The sequence below is a fragment of the Algoriphagus kandeliae genome, from assembly GCF_004571135.1.
GTDB classification, from domain to species: Bacteria; Bacteroidota; Bacteroidia; order Cytophagales; family Cyclobacteriaceae; genus Algoriphagus; species Algoriphagus kandeliae.
In genome coordinates this window covers 256,438-269,884 of record NZ_SPSB01000002.1, presented here as the reverse complement: position 1 = coordinate 269,884, position 13,447 = coordinate 256,438, and the positions used below count along the sequence as shown (strand labels likewise).

16 protein-coding genes are annotated in these 13,447 nt (G+C 39.6%); 7 read left to right on the top strand and 9 right to left on the bottom strand.

Going from position 1 to position 13,447, the window contains the following annotated elements:
* Nucleotides 1-118: 118 nt before the first annotated feature.
* Together E4S40_RS05720 and mutS are read right to left on the bottom strand one after the other, a co-directional pair.
* Nucleotides 119-916, bottom strand: a complete 798-nt coding sequence (locus E4S40_RS05720; protein WP_135072091.1) for a LuxR C-terminal-related transcriptional regulator — start codon at nucleotides 914-916, stop codon at nucleotides 119-121.
* A gap of 49 nt (nucleotides 917-965) precedes the next feature.
* Nucleotides 966-3,569 (bottom strand): DNA mismatch repair protein MutS, encoded by a 2,604-nt coding sequence (gene mutS, locus E4S40_RS05715; protein WP_135072089.1) that lies wholly within the window; start codon nucleotides 3,567-3,569, stop codon nucleotides 966-968.
* A gap of 78 nt (nucleotides 3,570-3,647) precedes the next feature.
* Between mutS and E4S40_RS05710 the strand changes: the two genes are divergently transcribed.
* The gene (locus tag E4S40_RS05710; protein ID WP_135072087.1) at nucleotides 3,648-4,181 is read left to right on the top strand and encodes an RNA methyltransferase; all 534 of its coding nucleotides are present in this window, start codon (nucleotides 3,648-3,650) and stop codon (nucleotides 4,179-4,181) included.
* Here E4S40_RS05710 and E4S40_RS05705 read toward each other — a convergent pair.
* Genes E4S40_RS05705 through E4S40_RS17295 form a run of 7 tightly spaced genes read right to left on the bottom strand, consistent with a single transcriptional unit; the run spans nucleotide 4,178 to nucleotide 8,859 of the window.
* Nucleotides 4,178-4,585, bottom strand: a complete 408-nt coding sequence (locus tag E4S40_RS05705) for a hypothetical protein (protein WP_135072085.1) — start codon at nucleotides 4,583-4,585, stop codon at nucleotides 4,178-4,180. The two genes, E4S40_RS05710 and E4S40_RS05705, sit on opposite strands and share 4 nt — an antisense overlap.
* A gap of 26 nt (nucleotides 4,586-4,611) precedes the next feature.
* On the bottom strand, nucleotides 4,612-5,061 hold the full coding sequence (locus E4S40_RS05700; protein WP_135072083.1) for a PaaI family thioesterase: 450 nt from the start codon (nucleotides 5,059-5,061) through the stop codon (nucleotides 4,612-4,614).
* Nucleotides 5,062-5,067: 6 nt separating this feature from the next.
* On the bottom strand, nucleotides 5,068-5,649 hold the full coding sequence (locus tag E4S40_RS05695; protein WP_135072081.1) for a hypothetical protein: 582 nt from the start codon (nucleotides 5,647-5,649) through the stop codon (nucleotides 5,068-5,070).
* A 5-nt stretch (nucleotides 5,650-5,654) separates the two neighbouring features.
* Nucleotides 5,655-7,079: a pyridoxal phosphate-dependent decarboxylase family protein gene (locus E4S40_RS05690; RefSeq protein ID WP_135072079.1), complete on the bottom strand. Its 1,425-nt coding sequence runs from the start codon at nucleotides 7,077-7,079 to the stop codon at nucleotides 5,655-5,657.
* 8 nt (nucleotides 7,080-7,087) lie between these two features.
* The gene (locus tag E4S40_RS05685; RefSeq protein WP_135072077.1) at nucleotides 7,088-7,846 is read right to left on the bottom strand and encodes an SDR family NAD(P)-dependent oxidoreductase; all 759 of its coding nucleotides are present in this window, start codon (nucleotides 7,844-7,846) and stop codon (nucleotides 7,088-7,090) included.
* Nucleotides 7,847-7,860: 14 nt separating this feature from the next.
* Complete coding sequence (locus E4S40_RS05680; RefSeq protein WP_135072075.1) at nucleotides 7,861-8,385, bottom strand: YfiT family bacillithiol transferase; 525 nt, start codon at nucleotides 8,383-8,385, stop codon at nucleotides 7,861-7,863.
* Between the two features lie 6 nt (nucleotides 8,386-8,391).
* The gene (locus E4S40_RS17295) at nucleotides 8,392-8,859 is read right to left on the bottom strand and encodes a ComF family protein (protein ID WP_317129214.1); all 468 of its coding nucleotides are present in this window, start codon (nucleotides 8,857-8,859) and stop codon (nucleotides 8,392-8,394) included.
* A gap of 311 nt (nucleotides 8,860-9,170) precedes the next feature.
* Here E4S40_RS17295 and E4S40_RS05670 point away from each other — a divergent pair, with 311 nt between their 5' ends.
* Genes E4S40_RS05670 through mnmG form a run of 6 tightly spaced genes read left to right on the top strand, consistent with a single transcriptional unit; the run spans nucleotide 9,171 to nucleotide 13,446 of the window.
* Nucleotides 9,171-9,512 (top strand): carboxymuconolactone decarboxylase family protein, encoded by a 342-nt coding sequence (locus E4S40_RS05670; protein ID WP_135072071.1) that lies wholly within the window; start codon nucleotides 9,171-9,173, stop codon nucleotides 9,510-9,512.
* Nucleotides 9,513-9,518: 6 nt separating this feature from the next.
* Nucleotides 9,519-9,881: a hypothetical protein gene (locus tag E4S40_RS05665; RefSeq protein WP_135072069.1), complete on the top strand. Its 363-nt coding sequence runs from the start codon at nucleotides 9,519-9,521 to the stop codon at nucleotides 9,879-9,881.
* A 4-nt stretch (nucleotides 9,882-9,885) separates the two neighbouring features.
* Nucleotides 9,886-10,653: an exodeoxyribonuclease III gene (locus E4S40_RS05660; RefSeq protein WP_135072067.1), complete on the top strand. Its 768-nt coding sequence runs from the start codon at nucleotides 9,886-9,888 to the stop codon at nucleotides 10,651-10,653.
* Nucleotides 10,654-10,684: 31 nt separating this feature from the next.
* On the top strand, nucleotides 10,685-11,086 hold the full coding sequence (locus tag E4S40_RS05655) for an ATP-binding protein (RefSeq protein WP_135072065.1): 402 nt from the start codon (nucleotides 10,685-10,687) through the stop codon (nucleotides 11,084-11,086).
* Between the two features lie 2 nt (nucleotides 11,087-11,088).
* The gene (gene ybeY, locus E4S40_RS05650; protein ID WP_135072063.1) at nucleotides 11,089-11,547 is read left to right on the top strand and encodes an rRNA maturation RNase YbeY; all 459 of its coding nucleotides are present in this window, start codon (nucleotides 11,089-11,091) and stop codon (nucleotides 11,545-11,547) included.
* Nucleotides 11,548-11,580: 33 nt separating this feature from the next.
* Entirely contained in the window at nucleotides 11,581-13,446 is a 1,866-nt protein-coding gene (gene mnmG / locus E4S40_RS05645; protein WP_135072061.1) for a tRNA uridine-5-carboxymethylaminomethyl(34) synthesis enzyme MnmG, read from the top strand.
* Nucleotide 13,447 lies beyond the last annotated feature (1 nt).

Below are 13,447 nucleotides of genomic sequence, written 5' to 3'. Positions count from 1 at the left end.
TACCCGATTCATCCAATCGAGCCGTTTGTGGATGCAAAGGTAGGGCTACTTCGGATTTTTACAATATTTCAATCAGGAAATTTTTTTCAATTTTTCTGTCTGATTGAAAATCAGCTATCTAAAAATCGTAGGAGGCAAGGATTTTCACCATCTCACCCATGTTTTTTGCACCTAATTTTCGAAGAATATTCTTACGATGTGTCGCTACTGTATTGGCAGATATGTTCAATTCCTCTGCGATCATTTTGGAAGAATTCCCATTCAAAATCAATTGGATGACTTCTTTTTCTTTCTTGGTAAGCTTTACCTCTTTGTTATTTGGAGAGTTTTTCGTCACCAAAACCCGAGTTCCGTCATCCTGAATGTAGGAATAGGTCCAATCGTAGCTTTTAACTTTTGGAGGGGTATGTAGTTCAAAAATAATATGCAGGTCCATGGCAAAATTGCCCGCCGCATCGATTAAATAGGGACGAACCTTGGCCATTACCCATTTTATTTCTTGTGTAGTGCGATGCACCCAACGTGTAGTGTATGAAAACTCAAAGGTATGTCGCTCAGCTAAAGTAAGTTGATGGAAGTTTTCAAATACAATCTTTTGAAATTTGAACATCTCTTCCCGGTCATCCGGATGAAGCATTGCAAACGAAGCCTCCATTCCTTTTTTCCGAAAAATCGATTCTGGATATCCTGTTATTTTTTCTACTTCTCCAGTAAAAAATGCCAAGTTGAGGTTTCGATAATCAAAACAGGCAATCACCAAACCTTCCCGAATTCCAATGCTCTGGCTGAGTGATTCTAAATTTTCAATCAGCTTTTTCTCGTCAGGATGGGTCTTAAACTCCTGTTCTGCCCATTCCTGAAAAAATTTTGTGTATTTATCCTGTTTTTTAAGGTCTTTTAGAAATACCTTATCCATATACCTTGCTGGTGTTTAATTGGATTAATATAGCAATTATCTAAATTAATTAATCGAGTTTCTTTTTTACTTCATGAAGCTTCAAAAGGGCCTCAATTGGTGAAATGGTATTGATATCAATTTGATCAAGAAGGTCCTTTGCATCCTTGAATTTCGGATCCATTTCGAAAAGACTGAGTTGATAGTTATTTTTTGGAACAGACTTTAGTTGCTCTTTGCCTTTTTGCATAGCCTTGTCCTTTTCCAAATGACTCATAATTTCTGATGCCCGCAAAACAATCGGGTTGGGCATACCTGCCATTTGCGCTACGTGAATTCCAAAACTGTGTTCACTGCCACCAGGTTTCAATTTTCGCATAAAAATTACTTTGTTCCCGACTTCCTTTACAGAAACATTAAAGTTTTTAATCCTTGGAAAGTCCTCCGTGAGTTGGTTCAACTCATGATAATGAGTGGCGAACAAGGTCTTTGCCTTGAAACTTGGATGATTGTGTAGGTATTCTACAATAGACCAAGCAATTGAAATCCCATCATAGGTAGATGTTCCTCTACCGATTTCGTCCATGAGAACCAAGCTTCGATCTGAAAGATTATTCAAGATACTGGCCGTTTCGGTCATTTCCACCATAAAAGTAGACTCTCCTTTGGACAAATTATCAGAAGCTCCTACCCGAGTAAAGACCTTGTCAATTATTCCTATCCTTGCAAAAGACGCCGGCACGAAACTTCCCATCTGAGCCATCAAGACAATCAAAGCTGTCTGTCGCAAAAGGGCGGATTTACCAGCCATATTTGGACCTGTAATAACTAGAATTTGCTGACTGTCATGGTCTAAGTAGATATCATTGGGGATATAATCTTCCCCTGGCGGCAATTGCTTTTCGATCACTGGATGACGCCCATCTTTGATTTCTAAGCTATCGGTTTCCACAATTTTGGGTTTGACATAACGATTGGAAAGGGCCACCTGAGCAAAGGACAAAAGTGCGTCCAAGGTACCAATTACCCGGGCATTCTGTTGGATTTGCGTCACATACTGAGCCGCTTCCTCCACCAAGGCCGCGAAAAACTTCTGCTCCAAAGCAATCATCCGCTCCTCAGCGTTTAGAATTTTTTCCTCGTATTCTTTCAGTTCCGGTGTGATGTATCGCTCGGCATTTACCAATGTCTGCTTTCGGATCCATTCCTGCGGCACCTTGTCCTTATGGGCATGGGTAACTTCGAGATAATATCCGAATACCTTGTTATAGGCAATTTTCAGGGAGCTAATTCCGGTTTTCTGGACTTCCCGTTGCTGAATCTGAACAAGAAAATCCTTGCCTTTGCTGGCCAAGGATCGATATTCATCCAATTCCTGATCTACGCCTTCCTTGATGACCCCTCCTTGATGGACAAGCATTGGCGCATCTTCCTGAAGTTCTTTTTCGATTTTTTCCAAAAGAAATTCACAAGGATGAATCTGATCAGCCAATCGCTTAAGCGTAGGATTATTTTGTTTTTTCAGCAAATCCTTGATGGGTAAGGTAGCTTTCAAAGCCCTTTTTATCTGATTCATTTCACGAGGATTGGCTCTTCCAACCACTACCTTAGAGATCAACCGCTCCAAATCCCCGATCAATCGTAAATGAGAAAGCATCTCATCAATCAAAGAAGAGTTCTCAAAGAAAAAGTCAACTACATTTTGTCGCTCCTCGATCGGTCCTTTTTCTTTCAATGGAAGAACTATCCACTTTTTCATCATTCGGGAACCCATAGGAGTGACCGTCTGATCCAAAATTTGAATCAAAGGAACTCCTCCTTCATGCTGAGGAAAAACCAACTCTAGATTTCGAATAGTGAACTTATCCAACCACACGTATTTCTCTTCCGCAATGCGTGAAATGGAAGAAATATGCTGTACTTCCTTATGCTCGGTTTCTTCCAAATAATAGAGAATGGCCCCTGCTGCCACCGTTCCCAGTTCGAGATCTTCAACGCCGAAACCTTTCAGATTAGCCGTTCCGAAATGATTTTTCAGCTTTTCATAGGCAAAGTCGTACTGATATACCCAATCCTCACAATGAAAAGTGATGAAATCGTTTTTAATAACTTCGGAAGCCTTTTGCTTAGCAGCTTTTGAATAGATGATTTCGGAAGGGGAAAAGCTTTGAAGAAGCTTTTCTACATAAGACGCACTTCCTTCAGCACACATGAATTCCCCTGTAGACACATCCAAAAACGCGATTCCATGCCTTTCTTTTCCGAAATAGATGGAAGCCAAATAGTTGTTTTTTCGGGTATCGAGAACTTGGTCATTGTAAGAAAGTCCTGGGGTAACCAATTCCGTAACTCCCCGTTTTACAATTCCCTTAACAGATTTTGGGTCTTCCAATTGATCACAAATCGCCACGCGATTACCGGCTCGAACCAACTTTGGCAAGTAATTATCTAAGGCATGATGTGGAAATCCCGCCAATTCTACATGAGAAGCAGCTCCATTTGCCCTTTTTGTAAGCACGATGTCAAGAACTTTGCTTGCAATAACCGCATCTTCGCCAAAGGTCTCATAAAAGTCCCCCACCCGAAAAAGCAATAAAGCGCCAGGGTGTTTGGCTTTGATTGCATTATACTGCTTCATTAAAGGAGTTTCCTTGCCATCTTTGGACTTACTCATGCCTGCTAGTGAATTCTGTTAATTTTGGGGATTGAATAAAAGCTGAAATTAATCCATAAGCAAGGTAGTTCAAAAAAGATGAAGAAATTAAGCATGGAAGAACTCGAACGACTTTCTGTCGAGGAGTTTAAAGAAAAGGAAAAATCACCCATATGCTTGGTGTTGGATAATGTGAGAAGTTTAAACAATGTGGGTTCTGCTTTTCGAACTGGAGATGCTTTTCGAATTGAGAAAATCTACCTCTGCGGTATTACGGGAACACCTCCACATCGGGATATTCAAAAGACAGCCTTAGGTGCCACAGAATCAGTGGAATGGGAATACGCTGAAACGACCGTTGACGCCTTAGAAAAACTAAAAATAGAAGGATATAAAATTTGTGGTTTGGAGCAGGTTGATCAATCCATTTTTCTCCATGAGTTCCAGCCAGAAAAAACGGGTAAATATGCCCTAGTTTTTGGAAACGAGGTATTTGGAGTAGAAGAGCAGGTATTAAAGGCTTGTGATTATGTATTGGAAATCCCACAATTGGGAACCAAGCACTCCTTGAATATCGCCGTTTCGATGGGAATTACACTTTGGGATTTTATGGTGAAACTTGAGCAACTCTAATCGTTCAAAAACCGGTATCGAATACCAAAAGAACCACGAAGTAAATTCCAATCGCCGAATATGGGTGCAAGTTCCATATGAAAACCAAAATCCTTTTTGGAAAAGGGATAGATATTTATTCCAAGAGGAATTACTAATCCATCAATATCCCCTACATGTCCACCAAATCCTCCGTAAAACTCGAAGCTTTCCTTTTTGGTTATTAGGACATTTGCCACAAGTTCTAAGTCGAGGCTACTCAGAAAATCATCCGTACCAATTCGAAATTCCGGAATAAATCGCTCCCCGAATTGCTTATTCACTCCTACAAAAGGAAGGTTGCTTTGGTGGTAAGAGACGGTGACTTGTGATAGTGCTGGTAAAGAAAATAGCCCAAAAAGGACTAAAAATAGGGTTTTTTTCATTTTATAAAATTAAATGGCGAAAAACATTAAAACCCTAATTCCTTAAGTCTTTTGTGGGTTTTAATCATATTCGAACTGGCTTTTGCGACGATTTTGCCCGATTCTTTTCGTATTACGGATTCCCAATGATTTAGGTTTGCTCCTGTCCGTACCAGTTTGGCTGTCACTTCTACTTTTTCTCCCAGACTAGCCGAGGACAAGAAGTCCACATTCAAATTGATACTTGTCATCAAAAATTCGGATTCCGTGATGAAATTTGCCATTCCAATCACATCATCCATCATCAAGGAAGCAACTCCTCCATGGAGAATCTGGGCTGGATTACACATATCAGGACGAATATGAAAAGAGACTTTCGCGTAACCAACTTCGACTTCAAGTAAGGTGCCCGCTAGCCAATTTCCTGCTCCAGATGGCCCATGATCCAGGACTTTCCCGATTTGAGATTTAAAAAATTCTAACTGAGGGTTCGACATATTTTCTTACTTCTTATCTAAAATCCTAAAATAATCTTCGAATGTGAATTTGAGCGCTTCTTTTTCAGATTCAGATTGCCACAATGGAATTTTTTGATCTGAGACAATTAAGTAAAAGTCTGCCTCTTTTTGAATCAAATCATAAAGCTCCTGAACTTGTCTGAAATGCTCGAATTTATTCCCATTTTGAAAGTTCAGCTCCCGTTGATTCTCAGCCCAAACTGCCAAAATATTCAAAGGCCAATCTACCTTATGCGGCTCTAGATAGAGATAACATTCATCTTTCGGGGTATTAAGGATTAGAACCAAAAATGCAGTAGGGTCTTCCGAATCAAAAGAAAATCCGGCATGCCGATACAAAGTCATTCCTGCATCCTTTCGTATTTCCCGTTGATAATCAATGGCTTTTAGATTCAGAAAAAACAATCGAGAGGAAGAAGTCATCCGAAAAGTCTTGTCTTCACCTGAATTGTTCGCTCTGTAAGAATCAAAAAAAGAAAAGAAAATAACCAAAAGGACCGAAGCAGCCCCAAAAATCTTTAAGATCTTGATCAGCTCGGGTGTTAAAACCGGATCTTTGGTTGGCATTTAAGTCAATCTTCTTGAAGTAATTTTTTTCGAGTTTCCATCAGTAAAACCCATGCGGCTTGGATATGTTTTTCTTCCACATCAGTCTGTCCGATCACCCATCGAATGACATATTTTCCTTCCAATTTGGTATGAGTGAAAAATACTTTTCCGGTAGCATTCAATGCATTCATCCATTTTTCATTGAATGTATTCTCCTCCTCCAAAGTATGCTTGGGATCATGGTGACGAAAACAGATGGTGTTGAAAGGAACGGGTGCTAATATTTCCAATCCTAATTCGGACTCAATCCAATATTTGGCTTTTTGGGCGAGTTGGATATGATATCTTAGTTTTTGACGAATTCCTTTCAGGCCATAGCTTCGAATTACAAACCACAGTTTTAAGGCCCGAAATCTTCTTCCCAATTGAATTCCCCAATCCCTATAGTTATTGACCTCCCGATCGAGTTGAGTTCTTAAATATTCGGGAGTAAGAGAGAATGTTTTAATCAAATCCTGCGGGTTTTTCAGGAACAAGACCGTACAATCAAAATTGGTGAACATCCATTTATGAGGATTGAATACGTAAGAGTCTGCATCCTCATGTCCTTCAATCAGAGATTGAAATTCAGGAAGGAGCAAAGCCGTTCCTGCATAAGCCGCATCAATATGATGCCATAGGCCATATTTTTTGGTGATTTTGGTAATTTCACCTATCGGATCTATCGCAGTACTGGAGGTTGTTCCCAAAGCAGAAACAACACAAAGCGGAGTAAAACCTTTTTCGAGATCTTTTTGGATAGCCTCTTCCAATAAACTTGGAATCATGGCAAAATTTTCATCCACTGGAATTCGAACCAAGTTTTTTACTCCTATTCCGGCGATTCGAACGGCCTTGTCAATAGAAGAATGAACGTGCTCCGAAGAATAAATTCGGAAATTTTCCTTCCCACCAAAGCCCTCTTCATTGATCAACCACGTAGATTTTCGCTCTCTTGCCGACAAAATTGCGCTCAAGGTAGCAGTACTTGCTGTATCATGAATGACCCCTTTCCAAGACGGATCTATTCCCTTAGCACCCCGAAGCCAATCGCAAACCCGTTCTTCGAGCTCGGTAGCTGCCGGAGAGGTTAACCATGACATACATTGTGCTCCAAGTGTAGACATGAGCATTTCTGCCAAAATAGAAGGCTCGGAATTGTTAGCAGGGAAATAGGCAAAAAAAGATGGATGCTGCCAATGAGTCATTCCCGGAAGAATAATTTCCTTAAAATCCTGAAAAATAGCTTCGAATGATTCTGAATCTTCGGGTGCCTCAGATGGCAACTGCTTAAATATTTCTCTCGGCTTTGTTGTAGGAGTTACCCGATAATTCTCCTTTTCCTCCAGATAATCTGCCATCCAATCCACCAATTGGTGGGCATATTTTCGAAATTCCTCTTTATCCATAGCAAATACTATCGAACGTATGAACCTGCATTGATATCTATGGATGTTCCTGTTGCATGGTCAGCAAGTCCGGAGCAAAGCAAGGTTACCATAGGAGCAATATCCTCAGGCTGAGTCAATTGATTCAAAGCAATATCATTCAAGGCAAACTCTTCTCCATATTCCGATAAAATTTGATTGGCCATATCGGTTCGCGTGAATCCGGGAGCTATCAAAAATGCTTTGATTCCTTGTTTTCCATAATGACGGGCAATGGAACGAGTCAAGCTTACCAAAGCCCCTTTAGAAGCGGCATAGGCCAAATAATCCGTGGTATCACCTCGAAAAGCCGCTCGGGAAGAAATAGTCACGATTCTTCCTTCTTGTTGCTTTTTAGCCTGATCAACAAATTCCTTACACAAAATCCCAACTGCAGTAGCATTAACTGCCATGGTTTTTTCCCAGATTTCAAGCCATTTTTTGGTTGAAAGATTATCTGGGGCCGAAGGGGAAATACCGGCATTATTTACCAATCCAGTTAAAGGACCGTATTTTTTGACAATCTTAGGAATAAAACCAACTACCTGATCGGAATCTGCCAAATTGCAGGATTCCAAATGAGCTGGGTTTTTCAGTTGCTTTTGTAGGTTTTCGGCTTCTTTTTGGTTGGAATTGAAGTGAATGATGACTTCTGCTCCTGATTCGGAAAGTTGTCTGGCTATTGCTCTTCCAATTCCACGGGAAGCACCTGTAACCAATATCCGTTGACCTTTTAGGGAAATATTCATAGTTATTTAGGCTTTTACCAATTTTCTCGAAGTGCTAAGTGCTGAATATGAGCTAAATGGTGCTGACCATGCCAAGCATACATATGTGTGACTTCGAAAAGGCTTTGTGTCTGACCGCTTCCAGGATGAAAATACGTTCTAGAGAAATCCTGATCATCCATTTTATCCAATAATACAACCCATTTATAATGTACACTAGATAGTATTGAAATTGAGGAAGCGATCTCTAATTGACTATCGGGAAGTTTGGCCCAAGCAGCCTCATCATAGGGTTTGATCGTGGGGTTTTCTTCAGTTAAAGCCAATTTGAATCGGATAAAAGCATTCATATGGCTATCTGCTAAATGATGGACTAATTGTCTTACAGTCCAGCCCCCCGGTCGATAGGGAGTATCGAGTTGATCTTCAGAAAGATTAGAAACAGCGGATTGGATGTATTCAGGAAGCTTTTTGATTTGAGCTATTGCTTCTTGAAGGTTTGGATTTTCCGGCATGGAAAATCTCCCAATGGGGTATTTTAGAAATTCAATATCAGTCATAAGATGTTAGACTCCTCCACCAGCGGCGATTGTAGCCAAATCTACTGTTTTTGAACCATTCTTCCATAGAATATTGGCACAAGCGGAAAGTGTCGCGCCCGTGGTCATGACATCATCTACCAAAAGGATTCGTCTTTGATAGATATTTGAATTGGGTCGAAGATCGAAAACGCCCGAGACATTTTCTATTCGCTCCATTCTGGATTTATTGGTTTGGGTATCCGTCCATTTATTCCGAAGCAAAATATTTTCTACGGGAATCTGTAACGATTCACTTAAGCCTTTGGCAAATTCTTCGGTCTGATTATAGCCTCTTCGCTGTTGCTTTTGGGCATGAAGTGGAACAGGCACAATCATATCCCATTCTTTATGATAAGGCTGTTTGAGAAGAATTTTGCCGAAGGAAGAACCCAAAAAATGCCCAATTTGAGGCTTATTCCGGTATTTTAATTGATGCAAAAGACTTTGACTCATTCCCTTTCTAGAAAATTTCAAATAAGAAATACACCTGGAAACTGGACAAAGCCCTTGAAGTTTTTGGGTCAAATCATTGTCTGTGGGCCGAAGGTGATAGCTGGCAACAGGCAATTTATTTTTACAGGGATTACAGAGACAAAATTCCCAATCAAAGAGACTCCTGCCACAATACATACAGTTTTGAGGAAAAATCAGATCTAAAAAATCTTTGAAAAATAAGAACCGCTTTGCTTTAAAGCGCTGTTGTTCACGGGTCATACAGGAATGCTGTATATTTGCAGATTAATCAACACTAATACGTTAATTTAATGGGTTTATTGGAGGAATTCAACGATTACCGAGCCAAAATGAACGAGAAGATTTTGGCGGAGGACAATAAGGTGATCAAACGATTCTTCAACTTGGATACCAATGCATACAGTGAAGGTGCATTGGATGTCAAGAGCAAAGAAATGATCGGTTTGGCTTGTTCCATGGTCCTGCGATGTGATGACTGTGTCAAATATCATTTGGAACAGTGCTATAAAGCAGGAGTAATTCGAAAAGAAATATTTGAGGTGTTTTCCATTGCTACTTTGATTGGTGGATCGATCGTTATTCCACACTTAAGAAGAGCTGTTGAATTTTGGGAAGTACTTGAAAATCAATAAATAAGCATGTTCAAAAGAGATCTGGATCTGGAGAAAAAGTGGGGGAAACTTCTACTTGGGCTAGAAGAAGCGATAGGTAAAAAGCCGAAGGATCTCAACGGGGTTTTATTTCTCATTGGGGTCCAGGAACTCGGAATGGGAGCCAAGCATTTCTCCAAAGAAGAAAAACAGGACCTCATGCATATCGCCATCTGCAAAGTATTGAGCTATGCAGGATATTATGAATTGGAATATGTGGATCAAGAGGGATGGCCTCATTGGAAACTAATTCGGGAACTTCCGCATTTTGATTTATTGGAACAGGAAAAACTCTTGAAGATTCAGGTATTGGAATACTTCGAAAAAGAATATCAACTGGAAATCGATTAATTGAATGAAACTTATATCCTACAATGTCAATGGAATTCGTGCTGCAATAAATAAAGGCTTTGCAGAATGGCTCCATAAAGAAAACCCAGATATCATTGGTATTCAGGAACTTAAAGCTCATGAAGAGCAGGTAGATACTGCTGTTTTCAAGGATATGGGTTATGAATTATTTTGGTTTCCAGCGGAGAAAAAAGGATATTCTGGCGTAGCGATTTTCAGTAAAATCAAGCCCAAAAATATAACCTATGGAATGGGCTTGGATAAATATGATAGTGAGGGAAGAATGATTCGAGCTGACTTTGAAGATTTTTCATTTATATCGGCTTATTTCCCTTCCGGAACTACCGGAGATATTAGACAGGACTTTAAATACGAGTTTCTTGATGATATCTATGGATACATGCAGGACTTGAGACAAGAATTTCCGAATTTGATTCTAAGCGGAGATTATAATATTTGTCACAAGCCAATAGATATCCATAATCCAGTTTCCAATAAAAATTCCAGTGGATTTCTTCCTGAGGAGCGAGCTTGGATGGACAAATTCACCGAATCCGGTTTTATAGATACATTCCGGCATTTTAATCCCGATCCTCATCAGTATACTTGGTGGAGTTATCGGGCCAATGCGCGAAACAAAAACTTAGGTTGGCGAATTGATTACCATATGGCAACTCAACCTATGGAAGATCGTTTGAAAAGTGCAGGTATTTTACCTGACGTGATACATTCTGATCACTGTCCGATCAAGTTAGAATTAACTGAAAAATGATACTAGTTGTTGCTAAAAGTCAAAATTCAAAATGAACTCTATTAAAATTTCTATCCCTTCTTTGATTGAAAACATAAAAATCATTGAAAGCTTTATTGACAATGCCCGGGATCGTTTTGAAATAAATGATGACATCTATGGCAACATCATGATTTCGGTTACGGAATGTATCAGTAACGCTATCGTCCATGGAAACCAAGGAAATAAAGAGAAATTGGTTCATCTGGAACTGATGGCAGAGGAAGATAAGCTATCATTTGTAATTGAAGATGAGGGCGAAGGATTTGAATATGAAAATTTACCAGACCCTACTTCACCAGAAAATCTAGAAAAACCAGGTGGTAGAGGAATTTTTTTAATCAAGCACTTGAGTGATGAGCTAAAATTTGAGGAAGGTGGTAAGAGAACAGTTCTTTCCTTTTATATGGATTAATCATGGCAATTCATTTCTTTACAGAAGACACCAATTTCAACCTTCCTCAGAAATTAATCAGAAAAAGATGGTTGAAAGAAATAGCCAAAGAAGAAGAATCTGAAATATTAGAATTGAATTACATCTTCTGTTCAGATGAATATCTCCACCAAATCAATGTCGACTACCTAAACCACGATACACTTACAGACATAATCACCTTTGATAACTCTGACGAGGAAGGAATGATTGAAGGAGATATTTTCATTAGCATTGATCGAGTTTTGGAAAACGCAACAACACATCAATGTTCAGAAGAAGATGAGCTTAGCAGGGTGATTAGTCACGGGCTTTTCCATCTATTGGGTTATAAAGACAAGAAAAAAGAAGAAGCAGCCTTGATGCGAAGCAAGGAAGCAATGGCAATAGAATTGTTTCAAAAGATCAGTGTTTCACGTGGAACTGGAATCAAAAAACAATGATGTTTCACGTGGAACAGGTAAAAAAGAAATACAATGTTTAATCAATACGATGTAATTGTTGTAGGAGCAGGGCATGCAGGTTGTGAAGCTGCTCATGCGGCAGCTAAGATGGGCTCGAAGGTACTCTTATGTACTATGAACATGAATACCATTGCTCAAATGTCCTGTAATCCAGCAATGGGAGGCGTTGCGAAGGGTCAAATTGTTCGGGAAATCGATGCATTAGGAGGCATGTCAGGTATAATTTCTGACAAATCCATGATACAATTTCGAATGCTAAACCGTTCCAAAGGGCCTGCTATGTGGTCCCCTAGAACCCAAAATGATCGAATGCGATTTGCAGAAGAATGGAGATTAGCTTTAGAGCAAAACCCAAATGTGGATTTCTGGCAAGAAATGGTCACTGGAATTCTGGTTAAAGGCGGCAGAGTAGTTGGAGTAAGAACAGGAATGGGAATAGAGATTCCAGGAAAATCAGTGGTATTAACTAATGGAACCTTCCTAAATGGTATTATCCATATAGGCGAAAAACAATTTGGAGGAGGAAGAACAGGGGAGTCAGCATCCAAAGGAATTACTGAGCAATTGGTAGAATTAGGCTTTGAAGCAGGAAGGATGAAAACAGGAACACCTCCAAGAGTGGATGGAAGAAGTTTGGATTACGATAGAATGGAGGTACAATATGGTGATGAAAACCCCGAAAAATTCAGCTATTCGGATGAAACCAAACCACTAGCAGAACAGCGAACATGCTGGATAACCTATACCAATAAAGAAGTACATGAAACTTTAGAGACTGGATTTGACCGCTCACCTATGTTTAATGGGCGAATTCAAGGCCTAGGACCTCGTTATTGCCCATCCATAGAAGATAAAATCAATCGTTTTGCAGAAAGGGAACGACATCAAATATTTGTAGAGCCAGAAGGCTGGAATACGGTAGAAATCTATGTAAATGGCTTTTCTACCTCACTTCCTGAAGATGTTCAATACAAGGCTTTGAGACAAATCCCAGGTTTTGAAAATGCAAAAATGTTCAGACCAGGATATGCAATCGAGTATGATTTCTTTCCACCAACCCAATTAAATCTGACTTTAGAGACAAAATTGGTGGAAAATCTCTATTTCGCTGGACAAATTAATGGGACAACAGGATACGAAGAAGCAGGCTCCCAAGGTCTAATTGCAGGTATAAATGCAAGTTTGAAGGTTCAAGAAAAAGATCCTTTCATTCTAAAGAGGTCCGAAGCCTATATAGGGGTATTAATTGACGACTTAATCAACAAAGGCACCGAGGAGCCATATCGTATGTTTACCTCAAGGGCTGAGTTTAGGTTATTATTACGTCAAGACAATGCAGATATACGATTAACAGAAAAAGGATATCAAATTGGTCTAGCAGAGGAAAGGAGGTACCAAAAAGTCCTTCATAAAAAAGAACAAACTGCTCGATTAATCAATGACCTCAAGCAGAAAAAGCTAGAACCAAATGAGTCGAATGAAGCATTAGAAGCATTAGGAACAGCTCCAATTCGAGAGAAGATTTCTATAGAGAAAGTTCTCAAAAGACCACAAATCGGAATAGAACAATTGGAGGAAATCAGTACTGACCTTAAGGATTATTTGGAAGGATATGAAAAGGAAGTACTGGAACAAGCAGAGATACAAATCAAATATGATAGCTATATAGAAAAGGAAAAGCAGATGGTTGAGAAATTAGCCAACATGGAAGATTTCAAAATCCCTGTTAAATTTGATTACCTGACTATTCCAGCATTATCTGCAGAAGGAAAACAAAAACTAAATAAAATCAGACCACAGACGCTTGGCCAAGCCTCAAGGATAAGCGGGGTTTCTCCGGCAGATTTGTCTGTACTCACAGTTTATCTAGGAAGATAAA

Excerpts from the sequence above, each read along its gene's own strand:
- E4S40_RS05720 (WP_135072091.1), bottom strand. The coding sequence starts at position 916 with ATGGATAAGGTATTTCTAAAAGACCTTAAAAAACAGGATAAATACACA.
- mutS (WP_135072089.1), bottom strand. The coding sequence starts at position 3,569 with ATGAGTAAGTCCAAAGATGGCAAGGAAACTCCTTTAATGAAGCAGTAT.
- E4S40_RS05710 (WP_135072087.1), top strand. The coding sequence starts at position 3,648 with ATGAAGAAATTAAGCATGGAAGAACTCGAACGACTTTCTGTCGAGGAG.
- E4S40_RS05705 (WP_135072085.1), bottom strand. The coding sequence starts at position 4,585 with ATGAAAAAAACCCTATTTTTAGTCCTTTTTGGGCTATTTTCTTTACCA.
- E4S40_RS05700 (WP_135072083.1), bottom strand. The coding sequence starts at position 5,061 with ATGTCGAACCCTCAGTTAGAATTTTTTAAATCTCAAATCGGGAAAGTC.
- E4S40_RS05695 (WP_135072081.1), bottom strand. The coding sequence starts at position 5,649 with ATGCCAACCAAAGATCCGGTTTTAACACCCGAGCTGATCAAGATCTTA.
- E4S40_RS05690 (WP_135072079.1), bottom strand. The coding sequence starts at position 7,079 with ATGGATAAAGAGGAATTTCGAAAATATGCCCACCAATTGGTGGATTGG.
- E4S40_RS05685 (WP_135072077.1), bottom strand. The coding sequence starts at position 7,846 with ATGAATATTTCCCTAAAAGGTCAACGGATATTGGTTACAGGTGCTTCC.
- E4S40_RS05680 (WP_135072075.1), bottom strand. The coding sequence starts at position 8,385 with ATGACTGATATTGAATTTCTAAAATACCCCATTGGGAGATTTTCCATG.
- E4S40_RS17295 (WP_317129214.1), bottom strand. The coding sequence starts at position 8,859 with ATGAGTCAAAGTCTTTTGCATCAATTAAAATACCGGAATAAGCCTCAA.
- E4S40_RS05670 (WP_135072071.1), top strand. The coding sequence starts at position 9,171 with ATGGGTTTATTGGAGGAATTCAACGATTACCGAGCCAAAATGAACGAG.
- E4S40_RS05665 (WP_135072069.1), top strand. The coding sequence starts at position 9,519 with ATGTTCAAAAGAGATCTGGATCTGGAGAAAAAGTGGGGGAAACTTCTA.
- E4S40_RS05660 (WP_135072067.1), top strand. The coding sequence starts at position 9,886 with ATGAAACTTATATCCTACAATGTCAATGGAATTCGTGCTGCAATAAAT.
- E4S40_RS05655 (WP_135072065.1), top strand. The coding sequence starts at position 10,685 with ATGAACTCTATTAAAATTTCTATCCCTTCTTTGATTGAAAACATAAAA.
- ybeY (WP_135072063.1), top strand. The coding sequence starts at position 11,089 with ATGGCAATTCATTTCTTTACAGAAGACACCAATTTCAACCTTCCTCAG.
- mnmG (WP_135072061.1), top strand. The coding sequence starts at position 11,581 with ATGTTTAATCAATACGATGTAATTGTTGTAGGAGCAGGGCATGCAGGT.